This is a genomic window from Tenacibaculum sp. 190524A05c (assembly GCF_964036595.1).
Taxonomy (GTDB): domain Bacteria; phylum Bacteroidota; class Bacteroidia; order Flavobacteriales; family Flavobacteriaceae; genus Polaribacter; species Polaribacter platacis.
Genome location: NZ_OZ038523.1, coordinates 576,551 through 598,942, shown reverse-complemented (window position 1 = coordinate 598,942; position 22,392 = coordinate 576,551). Strand labels below are relative to the sequence as shown.

General features: G+C 30.6%; 17 protein-coding genes. 14 read left to right on the top strand and 3 right to left on the bottom strand.

Features of this window, described 5'->3' with window-relative positions; genetic code table 11:
* Position 1 precedes the first annotated feature (1 nt).
* The 6 genes from ABNT61_RS02620 to ABNT61_RS02595 are packed head-to-tail and all read left to right on the top strand — an operon-like array spanning position 2 to position 6,055.
* On the top strand, positions 2 to 577 hold the full coding sequence (locus tag ABNT61_RS02620; protein ID WP_348744733.1) for a GNAT family N-acetyltransferase: 576 nt from the start codon (positions 2 to 4) through the stop codon (positions 575 to 577).
* 1 nt (position 578) lies between these two features.
* The gene (locus ABNT61_RS02615; protein ID WP_348744732.1) at positions 579 to 2,402 is read left to right on the top strand and encodes an IucA/IucC family siderophore biosynthesis protein; all 1,824 of its coding nucleotides are present in this window, start codon (positions 579 to 581) and stop codon (positions 2,400 to 2,402) included.
* 1 nt (position 2,403) lies between these two features.
* Positions 2,404 to 2,982: a nitroreductase gene (locus tag ABNT61_RS02610; protein WP_348744731.1), complete on the top strand. Its 579-nt coding sequence runs from the start codon at positions 2,404 to 2,406 to the stop codon at positions 2,980 to 2,982.
* Between the two features lie 24 nt (positions 2,983 to 3,006).
* Entirely contained in the window at positions 3,007 to 4,107 is a 1,101-nt protein-coding gene (locus tag ABNT61_RS02605; RefSeq protein WP_348744730.1) for a heparan-alpha-glucosaminide N-acetyltransferase domain-containing protein, read from the top strand.
* Positions 4,108 to 4,110: 3 nt separating this feature from the next.
* Positions 4,111 to 5,139, top strand: coding sequence for an alpha/beta hydrolase (locus tag ABNT61_RS02600; protein ID WP_348744729.1), 1,029 nt, complete (start codon positions 4,111 to 4,113; stop codon positions 5,137 to 5,139).
* A gap of 1 nt (position 5,140) precedes the next feature.
* Complete coding sequence (locus tag ABNT61_RS02595; RefSeq protein ID WP_348744728.1) at positions 5,141 to 6,055, top strand: sterol desaturase family protein; 915 nt, start codon at positions 5,141 to 5,143, stop codon at positions 6,053 to 6,055.
* On the opposite strand, the gene ABNT61_RS02590 is transcribed toward ABNT61_RS02595, so the two are convergent.
* Positions 6,052 to 7,014, bottom strand: coding sequence for an AraC family transcriptional regulator (locus tag ABNT61_RS02590; RefSeq protein ID WP_348744727.1), 963 nt, complete (start codon positions 7,012 to 7,014; stop codon positions 6,052 to 6,054). The two genes, ABNT61_RS02595 and ABNT61_RS02590, sit on opposite strands and share 4 nt — an antisense overlap.
* 160 nt (positions 7,015 to 7,174) lie before the next feature.
* On the opposite strand from ABNT61_RS02590, the gene ABNT61_RS02585 reads away from it, so the two are divergent.
* From ABNT61_RS02585 to ABNT61_RS02575, 3 genes are all read left to right on the top strand, one after another.
* Complete coding sequence (locus ABNT61_RS02585; RefSeq protein ID WP_348744726.1) at positions 7,175 to 9,961, top strand: TonB-dependent receptor; 2,787 nt, start codon at positions 7,175 to 7,177, stop codon at positions 9,959 to 9,961.
* Between the two features lie 423 nt (positions 9,962 to 10,384).
* Positions 10,385 to 10,687 carry a hypothetical protein gene (locus ABNT61_RS02580; protein WP_348744725.1) on the top strand — a complete coding sequence of 101 codons (303 nt, stop codon included), beginning with the start codon at positions 10,385 to 10,387 and terminating at the stop codon, positions 10,685 to 10,687.
* Complete coding sequence (locus ABNT61_RS02575; protein WP_348744724.1) at positions 10,687 to 12,765, top strand: PepSY-associated TM helix domain-containing protein; 2,079 nt, start codon at positions 10,687 to 10,689, stop codon at positions 12,763 to 12,765. Before ABNT61_RS02580 ends, ABNT61_RS02575 begins: the two co-directional genes overlap by 1 nt.
* A 42-nt stretch (positions 12,766 to 12,807) precedes the next feature.
* Here ABNT61_RS02575 and ABNT61_RS02570 read toward each other — a convergent pair whose 3' ends face one another.
* Entirely contained in the window at positions 12,808 to 13,497 is a 690-nt protein-coding gene (locus tag ABNT61_RS02570) for a LytTR family DNA-binding domain-containing protein (RefSeq protein WP_348744723.1), read from the bottom strand.
* Positions 13,494 to 14,282 carry a sensor histidine kinase gene (locus ABNT61_RS02565; protein WP_348744722.1) on the bottom strand — a complete coding sequence of 263 codons (789 nt, stop codon included), beginning with the start codon at positions 14,280 to 14,282 and terminating at the stop codon, positions 13,494 to 13,496. The genes ABNT61_RS02570 and ABNT61_RS02565 overlap by 4 nt, the downstream gene beginning before the upstream one ends.
* 206 nt (positions 14,283 to 14,488) lie before the next feature.
* On the opposite strand from ABNT61_RS02565, the gene ABNT61_RS02560 reads away from it, so the two are divergent.
* From ABNT61_RS02560 to ABNT61_RS02540, 5 genes are all read left to right on the top strand, one after another.
* The gene (locus tag ABNT61_RS02560; protein ID WP_348744721.1) at positions 14,489 to 15,355 is read left to right on the top strand and encodes an ABC transporter ATP-binding protein; all 867 of its coding nucleotides are present in this window, start codon (positions 14,489 to 14,491) and stop codon (positions 15,353 to 15,355) included.
* A gap of 12 nt (positions 15,356 to 15,367) precedes the next feature.
* Positions 15,368 to 18,634 carry an ABC transporter permease/M1 family aminopeptidase gene (locus ABNT61_RS02555; protein WP_348744720.1) on the top strand — a complete coding sequence of 1,089 codons (3,267 nt, stop codon included), beginning with the start codon at positions 15,368 to 15,370 and terminating at the stop codon, positions 18,632 to 18,634.
* A 156-nt stretch (positions 18,635 to 18,790) separates the two neighbouring features.
* A complete protein-coding gene (locus ABNT61_RS02550; RefSeq protein ID WP_348744719.1) occupies positions 18,791 to 19,390 on the top strand; it encodes a DUF6642 family protein in 600 nt (199 codons plus the stop codon).
* A gap of 226 nt (positions 19,391 to 19,616) precedes the next feature.
* Entirely contained in the window at positions 19,617 to 20,570 is a 954-nt protein-coding gene (locus ABNT61_RS02545; RefSeq protein ID WP_348744718.1) for a 2OG-Fe(II) oxygenase, read from the top strand.
* Between the two features lie 162 nt (positions 20,571 to 20,732).
* The gene (locus ABNT61_RS02540; protein WP_348744717.1) at positions 20,733 to 22,061 is read left to right on the top strand and encodes a DEAD/DEAH box helicase; all 1,329 of its coding nucleotides are present in this window, start codon (positions 20,733 to 20,735) and stop codon (positions 22,059 to 22,061) included.
* The last annotated feature ends 331 nt before the right edge of the window (positions 22,062 to 22,392 follow it).

Sequence of the window (22,392 nt, the reverse complement as noted above, 5' to 3'; positions counted from 1 at the left end):
TATGATTTCAACGAATCAAATAGTTTTTAGTAGGGAAATTGAGGGAATAGGTACAATGAGCATAAGACCTATTCAATTAGATTCTGATATAGATACACTTTTTAGTTGGGTAACAAAACCCTATGCAAAATATTGGGGAATGTTAGGACAAACTAGAGATGAAGTAAAACAATCATATCAAGAAATTGAGGATAACAATCATCATCATACCTATATCGGATTATTAAACGATACACCTATTTTTCTAATGGAGAGATATAAAGCTTCTGAAGACATCATTTCATCTCATTATGAAGCTCTGGATAACGATTATGGAATGCACATTTTAGTTGCTCCTGTTGAAAAAAGAATACCAAAATTTACTTGGGAAGTATTCAGAACTGTAATGGAATATTTCTTCAGTTTATCCTTTGTAAATAGAGTAGTAGTGGAACCTGACAAAAACAATGATAAAATTCATTTGTTAAACAAGAAAGCAGGTTTTGTATACCAGAAAGAAATAGAATTGCCACATAAAGTAGCATCATTAGCTTTTTGTACTAAGAAATTATACCAAGAAGCAATTAAGAAAATTTAAAATGTTTGATAGGAATATATCACATTTACAACCTCATATTTGGGAAATTGTAAATCGTAATTTAATAAAGAAAGCGCTTAGCGAGTTTTCTCATGAACTGATTCTTACACCAGAATTTTTAAAATCTGAGAATGGTTGGAATCGTTACAGAATTACTTCTGATTGTAAGCAATTTACTTATGAATTTAACGCTAAAAAATACCTGTTAGATCATTGGTACATCGATACTAAAAGTATTACTAAACGTGACGGAAATACATATAACGGATCTTTAGATGCTTTATCTTTTATAACAGAATTCAGAAAAACACTTGGTATTCCAGATCAGTTTTTAGGAACGTATTTAGAAGAAATAACAAGTACATTATTTGGAGCAGCTTATAAATTGGCTAATGAGAAATTTTTAGCCAATGAACTTTACAATAAAAGTTTCCAAGATATTGAACATGCAATGACTGAAGGTCATCCTTGTTTTGTTGCCAATAATGGTAGAATAGGATTTAACACCAATGATTATCAATTATACGCACCTGAAGCAAACAAACCTTTTCACATAGTTTGGATTGGAGTCCATAAAAATTATGCTTCTTTCACAGGCATCAAAGATTATGATTACGACAATCTATTACGCAGTGAATTGGGAGAGGAAAAAGTTTATGAATTCTCTCAAATAATTAAAGACATGGATTTAGATATAAATAATTATCTATTCATGCCTGTTCATCCTTGGCAATGGACAAATAAAATTACCCATGTATTTGCCGCAGACATTGCACAAAAGAATATAGTTTTTGTTGGAGAAAGTGAAGATGAATATTCAGCACAACAATCTATAAGAACACTTTTTAATGTCACAAATCCAGAAAAATTATATACAAAAGGAGCTTTATCCATTCTAAATATGGGATTCATGAGAGGTTTGTCTCCTTACTATATGAAAAGTACTCCACCAATTACCACTTGGATTACTAATCTTCTATCGGAAGATTCATATTTGTTGAACAATGGATTTACAATGCTTGGTGAGGTGGCAACGATAGGATATCAAAATCATTATTATGAAGTATTAGGTAAAACAAATCCTCATAATAAAATGCTTTCGGCATTATGGAGAGAAAGTCCATTTACCAAAATATCTTCGAATCAAAGAGTATTAACAATGGCTGCATTATTACATCTTGACTCTGAAGACAATTCACTATTAGCATCTTTAATTGAAAATTCTCCTTACGGTGCTACAACTTGGATTAAACATTATTTAAGGGCGTATTTATCACCATTATTACACTGCTTTTATCAATACGAATTTGTGTTTATGCCGCATGGAGAAAATTTAATAATGGTTCTTGAAGAACATACTCCTGTCTATGTATTAATGAAAGATATTACAGAAGAAGTAATTGTATTTAATACCAAAATGGAATTACCTGAACATGTTGATCGCTTATTTACAGAGACTACAGATACAATGAAGGTATTATCAATTTTTACTGATGTTTTTGATTGTTTCTTTCGATTTATGGCAGCACAACTGGATACTCAAATCGGATTTTCTGAACATAATTTCTGGCAGTTGGTAGCAGAATGTATTTATGAATATCAAGACGAATTCCCTCAATTCAAAGAAAAATATGAGCGTTATGATTTATTTGTTGATGAGTTTGATCGTTGTTGTTTGAATAGATTACAATTAGGTAACACCAAGCAAATGTTAGATTTAGCCGATCCTATTGAAAGTTTAAAATTAGTTGGAACACTTGAAAATCCTTTAGCTAAATTCAGAAAAGAAAGAATAATTACTAACACTATTTCAGTATCTGTATAATATGAATTTTGAGGAATTTACACAATTGATTAAAGAGAGAAGAACGACTTACGCATATGATTTTTCAGAGCAAAAAGTTAGTAAAGAAACCATAGAAGCTGTTGTAACTAATGGTCTGTGGGCTCCAACACACAAACTTACTCAACCATGGAGGTTTGTTGTTCTGGAAGGCCAACATCAACAAGATTTAGGCCGATATATGGCGGACTATTATAGAAAGTTATATACAGAAAAAGAATTTTCTAACGAACGCTATGAAACTACAAAATCATATGCTGAAAATGCCACGCTATTAGCTTTAGTATTTCAGCCTAGTAAAAGAGCTCAGCTTCCTGAATGGGAAGAAATTGCAGCCATATCATGTGCTATTCAAAACATGTGGTTGAGTTGCACTGCTATGAACTTAGGTTGTTATTGGGATACCGCAGAAGCAACAATGGAATATGGTAAACGCATACAATTAGAAGAAGGAGAAAGGTTTCTTGGAATTTTCTTTATGGGACATCTAAAAGAAGATATAGAATTAGGAAACAGACGAAGAAAGCCTTTATCTAAAAAATTAAGCTGGCAAAACTTATAAACCTTCTCAACAACTACAAATAAAATGAAAAAACAAAATAGAGTACGAGCAGTTGATTTTGCTCGAGGTTTTAGTGTATTAATGATGATACCAGTACATGTATTAATGCTTTTCGCAACTATGGATACTTGGGAAAATAGCATTACAGGTAACTTTGTGCAATTATTAGAAAGAGGTTCTCCTATATTTTTAATTGTAATGGGAATTTCTTTCGCATTCTCTAGAAATGCAAATAAAAACGGAATTTTAAAAAAGGCACTTTTAATAATTGGTTTAGGTTATGTTCTAAATTTTCTGCGCTTTATAGTTCCGCTTTTACTCTTTGGAGGCTTCCCTGAAGCTTTCGTACAAGCGAGTGAACTTTCAATTAATAATCCTGTAAGAATGTTAAATTACTTCTTGAAAGGAGATATGTTTCAATTAGTTGGTATTTCACTTTTTATTATTGGATTATCATTCAAATTTTTAGTAAAAAACAAACACATAACATTAGTAGCTGCTTTGGTTATTATGTGGCTATCAAAAGTAGTAAGCGGTTTACAATTGGGAATTCCTGGAGTTGATTACGTTTTAAATCTCTTATGGGGAAATAACTTTGATGTATACTTTCCATTATTCCCTTGGTTATCCTTTATTTTAATAGGATTGTATTTAGGTCTTAGTTATCTTGAAAATCAAGATAATCCAGAAAAATCATTATTTCGACCTATGTTGATTCTTGGAATTGTGTTTTTAATTTCAGGAAAGCTACTTTGTGATTATGATTATCAATATCACTTTGGAGATTATTATCATTTAGGTCCTGGCGGAACCATGGGGTTAATGGGAATATTGTTAGTTCTTTTTTGGTTTTACTATCATATTGAACGCTTATTACCAAGAGATAATTATATCTCTAAGCTATTTTTTTACTGCAGTAAAAATGTAACTCCGTTCTATTTAATTCAATGGGTATTAATTTACTGGACATTAGCTTTTACAAACTTTTCAGCATACAACGAGATAACGGTTTTAATTATCATTTTAGGAATTAATGTGGGAACTTTTACAGTGCTACATTTCATAAATAAAATGCTTGCTAGTCGTAAAAACCGAGAATTAAAAACCGTACAACCTGGTATTTAATAAATGAGAAAACTAATTATACTATTAGCAATTATCTTTCATTTAAAAGGAATTGCACAAACCAATTTGGCTGGAAGCTATGGTTTAGATCCTGATGTTCAAGAGTTTTTAAACGCTATTCACTCATACGATGGGCCATCTTTACAAGACTTATCTTTAGAAATTGGTCGAAATGCAATGGTAGAAATGCAGAAAGACTCTACTCTAAACTATGATGAAGTAATTATTGAAAATGAGACATTCAATTTGAATAAAAAAACAGTTCAAACTATTGTTGTAAAACCTAAAAAATCTAAGAAAAAAATATTACCTGTTTTGATTTATTTCCACGGCGGTGGCTGGGTTTACAATAGTTTTGAAACTCATAAACGATTAATGCGTGATATTGCACTTAGAGCAAATATTGGAATTGTATTTGTTGAGTATTCAAGAGCACCTGAGGCTAAATTTCCAATTGCCAATGAGGAAGGATATTTAACCGCTTTATATCTCTCTAAACATGGAAAAAAACATGGATTGGATCCAAATAAAATAAGTGTTGGAGGAGATAGTGCAGGAGGGAACATGGCGGCTGTAATTGCCTTAATGGCCAAAGAAAGACAAGAATTTGAATTAGTATCTCAAATTCTAATCAACCCAGTTACGGATACGAATACGAATACAAAATCATACGAACAATTTTCGAAAGGACATTATCTCTCTAGAGATATTATGATCTGGTTTTGGAATATGTATGCTCCAGATAAAAGTAAGCATTATTCGAGTAAAATTGCTCCTTTGAAAGCTACAAATGAAGAGCTAACAAACTTACCTCAAACATTATTGATTACCGCCGAATATGACGTTCTAAGAGATGAAGGTGAAGCGTATGCAAAGAAATTAAGAATGGCTAAAGTTCAAGTAATTTCAACAAGATATGGCGGAACTATTCATGATTTTGTTGTATTAAATGCATTGAAAGACACCAATCCTTCTAAGGCTGCACTAAATCAAATATGTGATTTTTTAAAAACAACTTTTTCAGTTAATTAAAATGGATTTACAAACAATAGAAAACCTTTCGGTATCATTAGCTCATATGAGTTTGATTGTATTAGTTCTAATGCTATTAGAGTGGGGGATACTTATCTTCTCTAATTATATTGAAAGTAAAAAAGAAGGTGTTGTTAGTATTGTATCTTATTTAGTACAAAGCATTCCTTACTTTTTACTTTCTAAAGTGCTAATTGTTGGTGTAATGTTCGGATTATATAATTTTCGAATATTTGAACTTGGATTTGAATGGTATTACTGGATTATAGCCTACTTATTGTATGACTTTACTGTATTTTTCATCCATTTCCTAGGACATAAAGTAAGATTCCTTTGGTGCATTCATGGAGTTCATCATACAGCAGAAGAAATGAATTTAACTGTGGTGGCAAGAGGATCTATTTTTGATGTGTTTTTCACTCCATTTAATTTCATTTGGTTACCGATTTTAGGTTTTCATCCATTTATGATATTTGTAATTGAGCCAATTGCGAGATTATATGCTACTTTAACTCATATCAGTGAAAAATATGTAGGTAAACATAAGTGGTTAGAATATATTTTTATTACACCTTCAGTTCATCGTGTTCATCATGCAAAAAATCATATTTATTTAGATAGAAACTACGGTGAAACCTTTAGTATCTGGGATCGAATATTTAAAACATTTCAGAAAGAAGTCGACAATGAAAAGATTGAATATGGAGTAATGCATGACGAACTAAATAGTGAGAGCTTTTGGCATGTTCAATTTTTAATGTGGAAAGAGCTGTGGTTCGATGTTAAAAATGCTCCAACCATTATCGATAAAATTAAGTACGTAGTAATGCCTCCAGGATGGAATCACATTGATGGTGGTAAAAGAGCTGAAAGTTATAGAGAAGAAGCTTGGGAAAGAAGAGGAGTAAAGAACTAAACGGTATTTCGATATTGTTTCGGAGTCTGTTTTACAATTTTTTTAAAGGCTGCTGAAAAATGGGTTGGATTCTTATATCCGACTAATTCGGCAATTTCATAGATGGGTTTTGAGGTGTTAGAGAGTAATTTCTTCGCCTCAACCATTCTTTGCTGTAAAGCAAAATCAAAAATAGTAGTTCCAAAATTCGACTTAAACTCTTTTTTTAATTGAAACTCATTTAAAAACACCTTCTTAGAAAGTTCTTGAATAGAAATTTGAACATCTAAATTATTTATGATAAAATCTTTGGCTAAATGAACCTTTTTTAAAGTAGTAGAATTCTTAATTCCAGAGTTTTTACTATCAAAACGTAACATTAGTAATTCTAAGACTTTAGATTCTAAGAACAATCTTTTTAACAATCCGTTTCTATTATCTTCTAATAATTCATTTACGATTTGCTGTGTTTTATAATCTAATTGATTAGAAAAATTATTTTTTAAGTTACTTACGTCATAATCCTCGTAAATTGGAAAGTCCTTGTCTAACTGATGTTTTTGAATAAAAGCATCAGACATTTTAATAACAATTTCTCTTATCAGTTTTCCTTTTGGGTAAACTACACAACCATTGGCTAAGTTTATAAATGAAATACAACTCTCTGATTCTTCCTGTATCAATTCAATATTAGATTGAGGTAGAGAAATCATTTTCTCGCCATTTAGTAATATGGAAAAAATAAGAGCATTGGTTTTCTGTTCACCTCTAACTTTAATGTCAGAAGAAAATAAAACCTCTCGATGCCGTATCATTAAACCATCAAAATTCCAACTCTTTACAAAGCCAGAACCAAAGCTTTCTTTTACGGTGTATTCTTTAGTTTCTAAACCACAGTGATCGTTAATACTTTTAAGTATTAAAATCTCATCTAAAACATATTTATTATCGATACTAATATCAATATCAATAGTATACATAGCTCGTCATTTTTTATCCCAATTACGTCATTTTGTAATCACGATAGTTGGTAGTTTTGCACTTGCAAAATCAATTATTTATACTAATTCTAAATAATTAAAGTTCGTGGGGAACATAATTGCGACAAAAATAATATATAATAAGTCTAAATAAAAATAAATGAAACGATTTATACTTTCATCTTTGCTATGTTTTTATAGCTTAATTACTTACGCCCAAATTAGTGGTAATGTAATTGATAATAACAATGAACCATTAGTAGGCGCAACTGTTTTAATTAAAGGAACATCTAATGGAACAGATACTGATATTGATGGAAATTTTAAGATTGATAACATATCTGGTCAACAAACTTTAGTTATTTCTTCAATCGGATATAAAACAAAAGAGATCACGATTTCTGCGCCAATTAATTCAGTGTCAATTGTATTATTCCAAGGAAACGAAATACTACAAGAAGTAGTGGTTGCAGGTAGAACGAACAAATTCTCAAGAAAGAAAACTGCTTATGTATCAAAACTTCCTTTAAACGACTTGGAAAATGCTCAGGTTTATTCAACAATTACTTCAGATTTATTAGAATCTCAAATTGTAACCAACCTAGAGGATGCGTTAAATAATTCTACAGGGATTAGTAAATTATGGGAAGCTACTGGACGTGCTCCAGGAGAAGGAACAGGATATTTCTCTGTTAGAGGATTTGCAACACAACCAAAATTAGTTGATGGAATGCCTGGATTTACTTTAAGTGCATTAGATCCTTCATATATTGAAAGAATAGAAGTTGTAAAAGGTCCATCTGCTACATTATTCGGAAGTACAGAAACTTCATTAGGTGGTTTAATCAATATCGTTACTAAAAAACCATTTAAAGGAGAAGGAGGAAGTTTATCTTACACTGCTGGATCATTTGGATTAAATAGATTCTCCATTGATTTTAATACGCCAATGGTAAATAGTGACAAAACGTATTTAAGAGTAAATGCAACTTATTTGACTCAAGATAGCTTTCAAGATGCAGGATTTAAAAAGACCTTCTTCGTTGCTCCATCTATTACTCATAAAGTAAATAATCGTTTAAATTTATCTTTTGGATTTGAGTTCGCACAAACTTCTCAGACCAATCCTTCAATGTTATTCGTTAATAGATTAGGTCAAGATCGTTTGAACGCAATTCTTGCTCCATTTGGAGTTACAGCTCAAGTTCCAACAAACGTAGAAGAATTAAATGTTGATCCTACAAAGTCTTTTACATCAGATGACGTAGAATTAAATACATTGAACTTTAATACAAGATCAATTGTTGATTACAAACTTTCTGATCAATGGACATCTCAAACTATTTTTGCAAGTAGTTATGCTTCTACAAGAGGATTTTATCAATATAATATTGATGGAGGAGCAGCTGGATTATTACAAATTTCAGGAGCTTTAGGTCAATTATTAGCAGATCCAACTTTAAATGCTGTCTTAGGATCAACAATAACACCTTTAATTAATGAATCTGTAGCTTTAACTGCAACACCGTCATTTGCAAGAATATTTGATAAGAGAAACGCAAATGCAACAAATTTAAACTTACAACAAAACTTTATTGGTGATTTTAGAATTGGTGATTTTAGAAATAGATTCGTAGGAGGTATAGATTTTGTAGATAGATCTCAACATTCAAGAAATCAAAATGGAAGTCCAATTATTGATCAAAGTTCTAATTTAGGTAATGTTTTATTCTTTCTAGAAAATCCACAAGTTTTTGCGCCAGTTGATGCAACAACAGCAGCCTTTTTAAATGGAGTTGGAGGACAAATTAGAGGCGGTTTTGCTGGGTTTCCATATTTTGATGCATTTTTAAACGCACAAGGTGATATAGTTTCTCCTATATTTACACCGAATGCGAATTATGATATTTCTGCTTCTGATTTAGAAAATGTTTTTAAAAATGTTCCAGTAAATGATTTTAAAACAAATTCTAGAACTTATGCAGCATATGTTTCTAATGTAATAAATGTAACTCCTGAATTAACAGTTAACTTAGGTTTACGTGTAGATCATTTCGATCAAGATGGAGATACTTCAACTTCTAATGACGATTATACAAAAACAACGTTATCTCCAAAAGCTGGATTAGTATATCAAGTAATTCCAAATGAATTATCTGTATTCGGTAACTATCAAACTGGTTTTGTAAATAAAGATCCTGTAGTTGCAACAATTACAACAATAAATCCTACAACTGGTCAGCCAGAAACGAATGTAGAAGTTCAGAACTTTCAACCTGTTAAAGCAAATCAATTCGAAGGAGGAATTAAAACAAACTTATTTAATAACAGATTCAATTTAGGAGCTTCTTACTACCATATTATTGCTAATAATATTACAACAACTGATCCTATGGCATTTTTAACAACTGCTCAAATTGATATTAAAGAAGTTGTAAGTAAAGGTATTGAGGTTGAAATGAATGCAAATCCTTTTAGTGGATTAAATATTAGAGGTTCATATGCATACAACGATAGTAAAATTACTGATGCGTTTAGTAGTATTGCAGAACGAACAGTACTAGATGGTTCTGGACAACCAGTAGTTCAACAAGGAAATGAAATTACTGAATTATTAAATAGAAGACCTGAAGAAGCTGGTCCTCAACATAACTATAATTTCTGGGTAGATTACAGATTTGGAGAAGGTACATTCTTAGAAAACTTCGGAATTGGAGCTGGATTTAATGGAGCGTCTGAACATCTAACAATTAATAATGCAATCTCTGGAACTTTTGAATTACCAAGTTATACAGTTTATAATACGGGAGCTTACTATGAAGCTGAAAAGTTCAGAATTGGATTTAAAATTAATAACCTAACTGATAAAGTGTATTATAAAGGTTGGAGTACCGTAAATGCACAACCATCTAGAGCATATTTAGGTTCTATTAGCTATAAATTTTAATGTACTGTATTCAATAATTTGAATTATATAATGTGTTAACCACCATAGAACTCTGACCTACCTTCAGAGTTTTATGGTTTTACAATTTAGAGATGATAACATCAATCACTTTTATTATTTCATTAGCTTGTTTTACTCTTTATAATACATCCAAAAGAACACTTATTAATAGTTCTTCATTTTTGGAGAGTTGGCTGCAATCCAACACAGTACTTTCAAAATTAGCAGGTATAGTTCTACTTTTTATTGGACTAATATGCTCTATTATTTCATTTGGTTTTACAAGTGGAATTCTAATCTGGTTAATGCTTTTAATCTCAATTTTAAGTTGCACTATACTATTTGTACCCATGCGGATAATTAATCTAAACAAGGTTTTAATTCTATTCGTGATTCTTTTTTTTACAGAACTAACATTTACGTATGCCAGCTAATTCAAAATATTTAAATCCATCACCTTGGCAGCAATTTGCTAAGATTTCAGCAGGAATTTTAGGTGGTTATCTTATTACTGCTCTGTTTCATATGTGTTTGCCATTATGGTTTCCATATCCAAAAGAAATTCTAATCAGTTCAGTTTTTACTGTATTTATTCTGTGGACAATTCTACTCATTGTTCCTTTCTTGTTTCGAAATGGTTGGAAAGTTTGGGGTTTATACCTCTTAATTATGATTGTCTTGTACCTGATTTATCATTTTGGAAATCAAAATAATCCGTTCTTATAATGAGTAAAAGAAATTATAATGTGTTTTTCAATACACATACAGTAAGTGGTATTGTAATTAGTGTTGCTCTTTATGTTATATTTTTCGCTGGTGCATTTTCACTATTTAAGGAAGAAATAGAAATATGGGAAGCTCCTAAAATCGAGACACATACTTCTAAAGCTGACTTTAATGTTGATGGGGTTCTAAATCATCTTGATAAAAAATATAGTTTAACTGGAAGAGATATTCAGTTAAATCTTGATGTTAAGGGAAATACAATTTATACCTTTTTAGGCGAAGTAAAAGATTCAACGGTTGCTAAAAAGGAAGTTCATGGTGAGTTTTTATACATCAATACCAAAACTTTAGAAGAGAGAACCTATGAAGAAAATTATAGCCTAGGAGAATTCTTATATAGATTGCACTTTTTTGCTCAAATACCTTATATCGGTGTTTATTTAGCTGGATTTGTAGCGCTTTTCTTTTTATTTGCTATTGTTACGGGTGTTATTGTTCATTGGAAAAAGATTATTCCAAATTTCTACCATTTCAATCCTAAAATAGCTTTAAAAAGGGTTTGGACCGATGCACATACAGCATTAGGAATCATTGGTTTACCGTATCAGTTTATTTTTGCAGTAACTGGAGCTTATTTCGCACTTAGTATACTTGTTTTACTTCCAGCAAACTTTTTATATGGTGGAGATCAGGATAAACTTATTGGAGATATGCGTCCTGAAAGAAAAGTTATAGAATGGATAGGAGAGAAGGAGGATGATCAAAATGCTATACATTTTAATACTGCATTAAATCAAGTTTCAAATACATGGGAAAACTTCCATATTTCGCAATGTTTTATAAAAAACTATGGAGGAAAGAATATGCAATATGTAATTACTGGTGAATTAGAAGATAAAGATCGTTTCGTTGGTATTGGAAGAATGGTAATTGATGGGTATTCAGGTCAAATTTTAAATCAGAAAATTCCAAATGAATTAGATTATTTGGTGGATTCTCAATTTGTGATGAGTAGACTACATTTTGCTACTTATGGTGGAGCTCGTGTTAAAATTATATATTTTATTCTAGCGTTAATTACATGTTTTGTAATTATAACTGGAGTCTTAATTTGGATTGAAGCCAGAAATAAAAAAAGTAAAACACTAAGACAAAGATTATACACTACGAAAGTCGGACATATTTATCTTGCTATTTGCTTAGCCTTATTTCCCGTTACAGCTTTATTTTTTATTATTGTCAAAATACTTCCAGAGGTGTATCAAACTCAAAAAATGAGTATTCTATATACTTGGTTTTTTGGTATTTGGTTTATTCTGATTTTATACTATCGATTTAAAAGGAATAATTATTTCACTAATAAAACTACACTTTTAATTGGTGGAATTCTTGGTTTTATAGTTCCTGTAGTTAGTGGATTAGTTTCTAACAACTGGATCTGGAAAACCTATGCCAATAAACAATTTGAAATCTTTACTATTGATGTTTTATGGTTGTTTTTATCTATAACAGCATTATTAATTTACTTCAAAATTAAACCATCTATAAAAGAACAAAGTAGTTATTCGAAAAACCCGATTGACTATAAAAACTTAAAAACTCTCTTAAAGCAAGAGGAAAACCAAACTATAACAAACCAAAATTTACAAATCAAAAAAGATAAAAATTTTATACCTATGAGAACAAAAGTTATTCTATTATGGACTTTATTAGTCATTGGATTCATACTTCATCACGTTTACGGAATTGCCAATGTTTATTTTCAAGAATCCTTAGTATTAGAAGGATCTAACGGGGAAATACCAGGTTGGGCACATCAATGGAGAATTATATTGGAAGGAATGGCATTTTTATTTGCTGTTTTAACCGTTTCTCTTTCACAAAACTGGTTTAAATGGACTTCTTTAATTTGGGCTTGCTTGTTAGGTTTATTTAATGTTTATCATTTTATAACAGCCTTAATTTATGAACCTTCGAATATTTCAGAGATTTTAATATTGCTTTTAATGGCAGTTGCCAATGTGATTTTAATTAAAGAAATACTCAATTGGAAATCTCACGAATTATCAGAAGAATAAAAAAAGATAAACCGATTCAAATGAATCGGTTTTTTTTATGTTTTAGCTCAATAATTTATTCAAATTTAACTTGTAGGTTTTCCCGATAGGAATCACAAAATCTCGAATTAAAATTCGATTTCCTTCAATTTCATTTATATGTTTCTTTGCTACAATAAAGGATTTATGAACTTGAAAAAACGCATCATCAGGTAATACATCTAATATGTCTGAAATCTTCTCTCTAACTTTAATTTCTTGTTCAGTAGTTGTAACATTTACATAATTACCAGTGGCTTCAATAAAAAGAATTTCTTCTGTTTTTACCTGAACTAATTTCTTATTCGATCGTAAAAACAAACTGTTTGTTTCTTTACTAACATTTACATTAGAAACTGTTGTAGTTAACGCTTCTATTTTATTAATAGCTTTTACAAATCGATCAAAACCAAATGGCTTTAACAAATAATCAATAATATTAAGTTCATAACCTTCTAAAGCATATTCTTGATACGCGGTTGTTACAATTACTTTAGGAGGGTTTTGTAAGGTGCGTAGAAACTCAAATCCTTTTAGTTTAGGCATATTCAGATCCAAAAAGATTAAATCCACCTGATGGTTTCGTAAACATTCCATAGCTTCTATAGCATCATAACAATGTTGCACAAACGAAAGGTTTGGTAAAGCATCACAATATCCTTTTATAATATCATGGGCAATATGTTCATCATCAATTATTATATATCTAATCATAATTGTATCGAAAGTTTTGCTGAGTACACTTCATTTTCAATCAAAGTTGAGTATTCATTCTTTTTCGGGTATGCTAATTCTAACCTTCTTTTTAAATTTTCTAATCCAATTCCTTGCACCGATTTTTCTTCGGAATCAAAGTTATTTTGAATACTAAAGGTAACCTTATTCTGAATAGTTTTAATAGCAATAGTTACAAAAGCATCATTACGTAATACTTCAACTCCGTGTTTAAAGGCATTTTCAACTAAAATGATAAACAATAATGGCATTATTTTCAATTGATCATAATCAACATCAATTTCGAATTTCAAATCAATGTTTTTGTGATAACGCATTTTATGAAGTTCAATATAATTCTGAATAAAATCTATTTCCTTAGCTAAAGTTACATACTCTTTTTGTCCTTCATAAATACTGTAACGCATCATATCAGACAACTTTAAAATCAATGCTTTAGCTTTTTCACTGTCTTTATCTACCAATCCATAAAGATTATTCAACATATTAAAGAAAAAGTGCGGATTTACTTGAGATTGCAAATGCATTAATTCCGTTTTTGCCTTTTCATTCTTAAGATTGATAATGAATTTTATATTCACAAACAACCAATGTGCTACTGCAATACAAACAGAAATAAAGTATAAAAACAAAAATTCTATGAATCCTTCGATTTTACCGAATACATCGTTAAATAGGACAATTATAACTCCAATTACTAACAGTAGAAAACGTATGTTTCGTACTGTAAATAGCTTTTTGATATGTTTAATTTTTGTAATCACAATTCAATATTAGGTAATAAATCTAGTGCAGACAAATAAGTTGATAAACTATCAAAAATCAGTTATAAAACTCCTTAGAACTGTGACAAACGAACTTTAAACCTTCTTCATAACATTTCACATTCAACTCTTTCTAATTCCTCCCTAAAACTTTAAAGAATTTAAGATTCCAAATAGGTTTGGCATATAATTTTAAAAGTCAACTTATGGAACTCATTATAAAAAACTTAAGTAAAACCTATGATAATGGTGTAAAAGCGTTGCAGAATATATCTCTAGAAATTCCAAAAGGAATGTTCGGATTATTAGGCCCCAATGGAGCTGGAAAATCTACTTTAATGCGAACGATAGCCACATTACAAGATGCTGATCAAGGAGAATTATCATTTAACAACATTAACATTCAAAAGGATAAACACTCACTTCGAAAAGTACTTGGGTATTTACCTCAGCAATTTGGAGTGTATCCTAAAATGTCAGCAGAAATTTTATTGAATCACCTCGCTGTTTTGAAAGGAATTACCATTAAAAAAGAACGCAAAGCAATTGTTGACGCATTACTGTATAAAACCAACTTGTATGAGGTACGAAAACAAAACTTAGAAGGATTTTCTGGTGGAATGAAACAAAGATTTGGAATTGCGCAAGCTTTACTGAACAATCCGAAATTATTAATTGTAGATGAGCCCACAGCGGGTTTAGATCCAAAAGAACGAAACAGGTTCTATAATTTGTTAAGTGAAATTGCGGAAAATATTGTCGTTATTTTTTCAACTCATATTGTGGATGATATAAAAGAATTGTGCTCAAATATGGCCATTATGAATAGAGGAGAAGTAGTACTTAAAGGAAAGCCATTAGAACTGATTCAGCAATTAGAAGGAAAAGTATACCAAAAGAGTATTAAAAGAGAAGAATTGGAACACTACAAACAGGAATATCATGTGATAAATGATAAACTATTTCTAGGAAAACCAATAATTCATGTATTCAGTGAAGTGCATCCAGGAAACGGTTTTACTCCTATAAAAGCAACTTTAGAAGACCTGTACTTTTCAAAAATCAACAATTAATCTTTTCTAATTATGTGGTACGAAATATTCAAATTTGAATTAAAATATAGAGTTAAAAGACCTGAAACATATGTGTTTTTTGTGTTTCTACTATTGTTTTCCATCGTAGGTGTAGATTTTATTTTTCAAGGTGTTGATTTAGGAATTATGAAAAAAAACGCTCCATTAGTCATTGGAAAAACTATGGGAGCAATTACTGGAATATTTATGATTCTTGTATCAATGATTATGGGAGTTCCTGTATTGAGGGATTTCAAATATAATACTGAATCCATTTTATTTGTAAATCCAATTTCAAAAAGAGATTATTTACTTGGTAGATTTTTGGGTTCTTTTGTCATATTACTTTTCATTTTCAGTGGAGTTCTATTTGGAATGATGATAGGATCTCAAATGCCATGGCACAAAGCTTCTGAAATGTTAGCGTTTGATTCATGGATCTACATACAATCATTTATAGTAGTCGTTTTACCTACGTTATTTTTTGGCGCTTGTACCTTTTTTGTAACAGGAATGTTGAGCAAAAAACTAATGGTTGTATACACACAGGGAATTGTATTATTTGTAATTTTCTTACTAACTAAGGCCATTACAAATGAATATTTACAAGGAATTTTCGATCCGTTTTCACTAACAACTTTAACACAATATTCTAAAGAATGGATTAACGCTGAACGAAATACGATGTCATTAGGTTTTAACGGTATTTTATTGCATAACAAGGTTTTTTGGAGCTTAATTGGAATTTTAGTTGCTATTTATGGTTATAGAAAGTTCTCTTTTAGTCAATTAGTTAGAAAGACGAAAAAGAAGCAAAAGAAAAGAGAAATTCACGCGAGTAAATCAGCTGTAACTACTGTAATTCCGAGTATTTCATTACAGTTTAGCTTGAAGTCTAGATTGATTCAATTAAAAGAATTGACCAAATTTTATTCGCTATCTATTCTTAAAGAAACAGCATTTTGGGCGATTGTAATTTGCGGAATTATAATTATTCTGATAAACTCAATCAGTTTAGGAACTGTTTATGATGTTGATAGTTATCCGGCTACTCATTTTATAATCGCAGAATTACAAGAAATGTCAATGTATTTCTTCATAATTATTTTACTTTTTTATTCGGGGGAAATCATTTGGAAAGAACGAACCATCAAACAAAATGTTTTGAGTGATGCCACTCCAATTCATAATCTAATAACAGTTGTTTCCAAACTTTTAGCTTTAAATGCTATTTATATTGTTCTTATGCTAAGCTTGATTTGTACTGGTATTCTGTTTCAAATAAGTCAAGGGTATTATCAGTTAGATTTACATGTATATTTTACTGGATTCTTTATTGAAATTTTACCTTATCTGTTTTTATACACCGTTATAACCTTCTTCTTTCAAATCACAAGTAAGAATAAGTTCATTGGAATTTTCCTAACCTTACTGTTTTTCATTGGTAATATCGCTTCTGAATACTTTGGTTTTAATCATAGTTTATACAAGTACGGTGGAAAAACATTAGGAATATATTCAGAAATGAATGGTTACGGACATTTCTTAAAACCTTATTTATGGATTAAAACCTATTGGATCATTTTTGCCGGACTAATTTTAATTCTAAGTTCTTTAGTAATGAACAGAGGAACTGAAATTAGTTTATGGAAGCGTATTAAAAACATGAAATCAGAAACCACAAAATCTATACAAATCCTTCTGATTTCATTGACAACGCTGTTTATTCTACTTGGGTCATACATTTTTTACAACACCAACGTTTTAAATGAATATTGGACTAATGAAGAAGAGCAAACATTTCGCGCTTCGTATGAAAAAGAACTGAAACAATTTGAATACAAACCTCAACCGAAAATAACTGATGTTACATTGAATCTAGAGTTATATCCTGAAACGAGAAGTTATGAAGTAGATGGAAGTTATACGCTGAAAAACACTTCCACTAAAACAATTAGCGAAATTCATATTCAAAAAAGAATTGCTTCTCATTTAAAATTGAAAAATGTAAAATTCAATAGAGAAGTAGTTATCAATTCGAAATATCAAAAGTTTGATTATATAATCTATCAATTACAAAAACCTTTGAACGTAGGTGATTCTATACAGATGAAATTTACCCAAACCTATTATCCAAAGGGATTTGAAGAAGATGGTTCAAAAGGAGATGTAATTTATAACGGAACATTCTTTAATAACAATGTATTTCCAACTTTAGGCTATAATAAAAAGTATGAGCTTTCTGATGACGATATACGAACAAGTTATGATTTACCTAAAAGACAAAGAGAAGCTGAAATAAACGATATAAATGAACTTGTAAATGCCCGAACTGGAAGTGATTCAGACGGAATTACACTTGATATTACAATAGGAACTTCAAACACACAAACTGCTGTTACGTCAGGTAAATTAGTAAAACATTGGAAAGCCAATAACCGTAATTATTTTCACTATACAAATGAGAGTCCAATTATTAACTTTTTTCCTATAGTCTCTGCTAAATATAAAGTTAAAAAAGATGTTTGGAAATCTAATAACACTAAGGTGGATTTAGAAATTTATCATCATCAAAATCATACTTATAATACAGATCGAATGCTTCATGGTATGAAAGCTTCTTTAGATTATTTCAGTTCGAATTTTAGTCCTTATCAATATCAACAATTAAGAATTATGGAATTCCCTAGATATGCTGATTTCGCACAATCTTTACCAAACGTAATACCATTCTCAGAAGCTATGGGATTTGTATTAGATATTGATGATGAAAAAGATGTGGATATGGCATTTTATATCACAGCACATGAAATTGCACATCAGTGGTTTGGAATGCAAATAGAAGCTGCAAATGTGAAAGGACAAAATTTTGTTTTAGAAACATTAGCACAATATGGAGCCATTATGGTTTTACAACAAGAATTCTCTGAAGAAAAAGTGCAACAATTTCTTGAGTTGCAAAAAGAACGATACTTAAAAGAAAGTAGAAAAGCTATTGATGAACCGACTTTAGCTCTTGTTGAAAATGAAGATTATGTGTATTACTACAAAGGTGTAGTAGTAATGTACGAATTACAGAAACTAATAGGAGAGGAGCAAGTAAATAAAGCGCTTCGACAATTTATAGCGGATTGGAGAAGTTATTCTGGAGAAATTAAAAGTACAACAAACCGTTATGCCACATCCAAAGATTTGATTTCTTATTTCAAACTTTATAGTCGTTTAGATAAATATGAACAAATCTCAAAACTTTTTGAATCGAAAGACAAAATAGATTAGATAAAAAATGATAACCTTTCCTATATGGGAAGGTTATTTTCATAGCAATATTCTCTTATTTAAATAGTCTCCAAATAAAACTTGTTTAACATATTTAAATAAAATAAAACGTAGCTATATCTTATTTTTGCTACCGACTTATTTAAATCCCGAAATTTGTTAGAAAAAAGACGTCAATTACCACAAAGCCAAGTTGTAGATCCAGATTATTTCATTTTCTGTTTAGAATCAGTTTTAGATGTTGAAGTTGAAAATGTTACGCCAACTCAACAAAAACTAGAAGAACTAACAATGGATTTCGGTATTGCAAGTATTTATCAAACTTGTGATACTATTGAAGGCTTAGAAGAAAGCTTAAATACTTTGGTCTTAGACGATCATAATTTTAAAAATTATGAAATCATTTACTTGGTAATGACTGGTGAAGCGAACAGTGTTTGTTTAAATGGTTATTTATACAATCTACAAGAAATTGCTGAAATCTTTGAAGGACGTTTGAATGATAAAATTTTACATTTCGCAAATTCAAAAGTTTTGGATTTAGATGAAGACGAAGCTCAATATTTCCTGGATATTACAGGAGCAAAAGCCATTTCCGGTTATGGAAATCAGTTTAATGGAATTGCGAGCTCAAACTTAGATAAGGTATTCTTCAATCTATTTAATGAAGACGATAATATGTTCGAAGTTGTTGAGCAACTGCACCGTAAACACTACAAAATGTGTAAAATCCTTGATTTTAGATTGTACTATTAATTATCTTAACAATAGTTTCTAATTATTTCCTATTCCTTGTTTTTTACTAAAACCTCTTTTTTTATTACTAATGCTAACTTGAGGCTCTGGGGTAAATTTGTATTGTAATTTTATAATAATAAGCATGATTGTAAATTCACTATTATGTAATGACTTATAAATTTGATGTATAGGTCAATACGGTTTTAGGAGGAATTTATTCATCATTCAACACAAAACAGTAAAAATGACAAATAATAAAGCACTTACAGAAGCTCGTTCACTTGAACTACCTTCAAGACAAGCATCTTTACATCGTGAAAAGTCTGTTTCAGCTTTTTGGAATAACAATAGAATTTTATTAGAACAAGCATGGACAGAATGGGAAGTTGAAAACAAAGAAAATTTGTTAATCCCAGATGAAACACTACTTGATCCTCATTTACGAAAAGCAATTAAATCTGCTTGGGAAAATCCAGATAAAGAAGTTGATGTTGCCAATTTATGGGAAGAAATCATCCCTGGAGTTTACAGTACGCAATTTTTTGATGTGGAACGTTTAGCAGAATTTCGTGAATATTTAGAAGCAGTAGCTACCTCACAAATTCCTAAAAGAGCACCTTATGGTATTCAATTAAACCGTTATGGAGTAATGTTAGATCCGCGTTCAGAAGGTCATCTAGCAGCTCCTAATTTTCAAGCATTTTATAATGATATTATGGATCGTTACATGCGCCCTGTAGCTCGATTATTATTAGGAACTTATGGATATGATACTCAAACATTTGGTTTTTCAATTCAATATAACCCTGATAAGGACAAAGATTTACAACCGCATACCGATGCTTCAGCTGCAACCTTAAATGTAAACATCAATTTGCCAGATGAAGAGTTTACAGGTTCTCAGGTTGATTTTTTCGATAAAACAACAGGAAAAACAGTACAGACTATTTTTGAACCTGGTAAAGCAATAATTCATCGTGGTAACGTACCGCATGCAACACATTCAATAATAAGCGGACAACGTAATAATTTAGTCATGTGGTTATATGGTGATCGTATGCAAGTTCCAAGAGGAAATACAAGTAGTTATGGCAATTCTAATAGCTCAGAAACCACTGATAATATTTCGAAAGAAATAACTGCACGTGAACGTTGGAATATCCCAACAACACCTAAAGATACTTTTGCACCATTTTAAATAAGATTTCAGTAAACCTTCTTACCAGTATTAAGTTGGTTTACTGAAATTTAGTATGATATTGAGTATTTTATATACTCTTAAAATCTTTATTACACTTATTATGTAAATAAACACTAATTGCTAAGCTAACACTGGTTACCTTTGCAAAAAAATACATTCATGTCTAAAAGTTTTACCGACTTAGGAATTATTCCTGAAATCCAACAGAGTTTAAATGATTTAAAAATCTCTGTCCCAACAGATATACAAGAAAAAGCGATACCCAACATTTTAAACAAAAATGAAGATATAGTCGCTTTAGCAAAAACAGGAACTGGTAAAACTGCAGCTTTTGGATTACCATTACTTCAATTAATTGACACGAATAACTCCAATATTCAAGCAATTATATTGGCACCAACGAGAGAATTAGGTCAGCAAATTCATACAAACTTAAGCTCTTTCGCTTCACATATTCCTTCAATAGCTATTGCAGCCATTTGTGGTGGAACGCCAATAAAACCACAAATTGAACGATTACAAGAAGATACGCATATAGTTGTGGCGACACCAGGAAGATTAGCAGATTTGATAAAACGTGAGGCGATTAATATTAAAAACATCCAATATTTTATTCTAGATGAAGCCGATGAAATGGTCAGTGCTTTAAAAGATGGACTAGATACAATAATTAAAGAAATACCTAAGAAAAGGAGGACGTTATTATTTACAGCAACACTTTCTGGAGCAATCAAACAACTGATAAACAACTACATGTCTAAAGATGTTATTCAAATTGAAGCCGATATGGAAACTGTTGGACATCAAGGAATAAAACATCAATATGTAGTTGTAAAACCCATAGAAAAACTAGAAGTTTTATTACATTTTTTAGCTTCTAAAGAAAGAGAAAGAGGAATTATATTTTGTAAAACTAAAGCTGCTGTAAATAAACTAGCGAAAAAATTAGCGATTAATAAATTCTCTTCAGGTGCAATTCACGGAAGTTTAACACAAGGAATTCGTGATCGAATAATGGAGCAATTTAGAGCAGGACACATCAATATTTTAGTTGCTACAGATTTAGCTGCACGTGGTATAGATGTAAAAGAAGTTTCTTACGTTGTTAATTATCATTTACCAGACACTTATGAAACCTATGTCCATAGAAGCGGACGAACAGCAAGAGCAGGAGGGAAGGGACTTTCATTAAGTGTTATACAAGAAGAAGAAATTGAAGAAATTCCTGATTTTGAAGAAGAATTAGGTATTACTTTTCGTCAATTTAAAAAGGCCGATGCACAAAGTATAGAAGAAAATAACACCTTGTTATGGGCAAAGAAAATATTTAAAACCAAGCCCAATAGAACCGTTTCAGAGGATTTTAAAGATAAAATTAAGAGTGTATTTCATCATTTGACTAAAGATGAATTAATTGAGAAAGTTTTAGCCTATCATTTGGCGGAAACTGCTAAAGATAAATTAAAGGAGAACTCTAAAAAGAAGTAGATAGATAGGTTTCACGGGCATATAAAGCGATTAAAAGCAGCGCTTTTCAAATCTTCTTCGCAGAATAAGATTTCATTTCGTTAAAAAATCTCGAAGCCTTGGAGAGATTTTAGGAATGAAATTTGGTTTTGAGCCTTGGCTAAAAAATTCATTGAAGAAGTGTCCTTTTTTTGGTTCGTTTTTTTTGGACAAGCAAAAAAATGAACAGAAAAACTACAAAGAAAGTACGAATCTTTATAATTTATTTATTTTTATTTCGATACATATTATTGCTAAAAAAAAGAGTATCGAAAACTAATGGATAAATAAAATTCTTTTTCTCGATAGCTCT

Bases quoted from the DNA above. Each gene is read 5' to 3' on its own strand.
- ABNT61_RS02620 (WP_348744733.1), top strand. From the start codon at position 2: ATGATTTCAACGAATCAAATAGTTTTTAGTAGGGAAATTGAGGGAATA.
- ABNT61_RS02615 (WP_348744732.1), top strand. From the start codon at position 579: ATGTTTGATAGGAATATATCACATTTACAACCTCATATTTGGGAAATT.
- ABNT61_RS02610 (WP_348744731.1), top strand. From the start codon at position 2,404: ATGAATTTTGAGGAATTTACACAATTGATTAAAGAGAGAAGAACGACT.
- ABNT61_RS02605 (WP_348744730.1), top strand. From the start codon at position 3,007: ATGAAAAAACAAAATAGAGTACGAGCAGTTGATTTTGCTCGAGGTTTT.
- ABNT61_RS02600 (WP_348744729.1), top strand. From the start codon at position 4,111: ATGAGAAAACTAATTATACTATTAGCAATTATCTTTCATTTAAAAGGA.
- ABNT61_RS02595 (WP_348744728.1), top strand. From the start codon at position 5,141: ATGGATTTACAAACAATAGAAAACCTTTCGGTATCATTAGCTCATATG.
- ABNT61_RS02590 (WP_348744727.1), bottom strand. From the start codon at position 7,014: ATGTATACTATTGATATTGATATTAGTATCGATAATAAATATGTTTTA.
- ABNT61_RS02585 (WP_348744726.1), top strand. From the start codon at position 7,175: ATGAAACGATTTATACTTTCATCTTTGCTATGTTTTTATAGCTTAATT.
- ABNT61_RS02580 (WP_348744725.1), top strand. From the start codon at position 10,385: ATGCCAGCTAATTCAAAATATTTAAATCCATCACCTTGGCAGCAATTT.
- ABNT61_RS02575 (WP_348744724.1), top strand. From the start codon at position 10,687: ATGAGTAAAAGAAATTATAATGTGTTTTTCAATACACATACAGTAAGT.
- ABNT61_RS02570 (WP_348744723.1), bottom strand. From the start codon at position 13,497: ATGATTAGATATATAATAATTGATGATGAACATATTGCCCATGATATT.
- ABNT61_RS02560 (WP_348744721.1), top strand. From the start codon at position 14,489: ATGGAACTCATTATAAAAAACTTAAGTAAAACCTATGATAATGGTGTA.
- ABNT61_RS02555 (WP_348744720.1), top strand. From the start codon at position 15,368: ATGTGGTACGAAATATTCAAATTTGAATTAAAATATAGAGTTAAAAGA.
- ABNT61_RS02545 (WP_348744718.1), top strand. From the start codon at position 19,617: ATGACAAATAATAAAGCACTTACAGAAGCTCGTTCACTTGAACTACCT.
- ABNT61_RS02540 (WP_348744717.1), top strand. From the start codon at position 20,733: ATGTCTAAAAGTTTTACCGACTTAGGAATTATTCCTGAAATCCAACAG.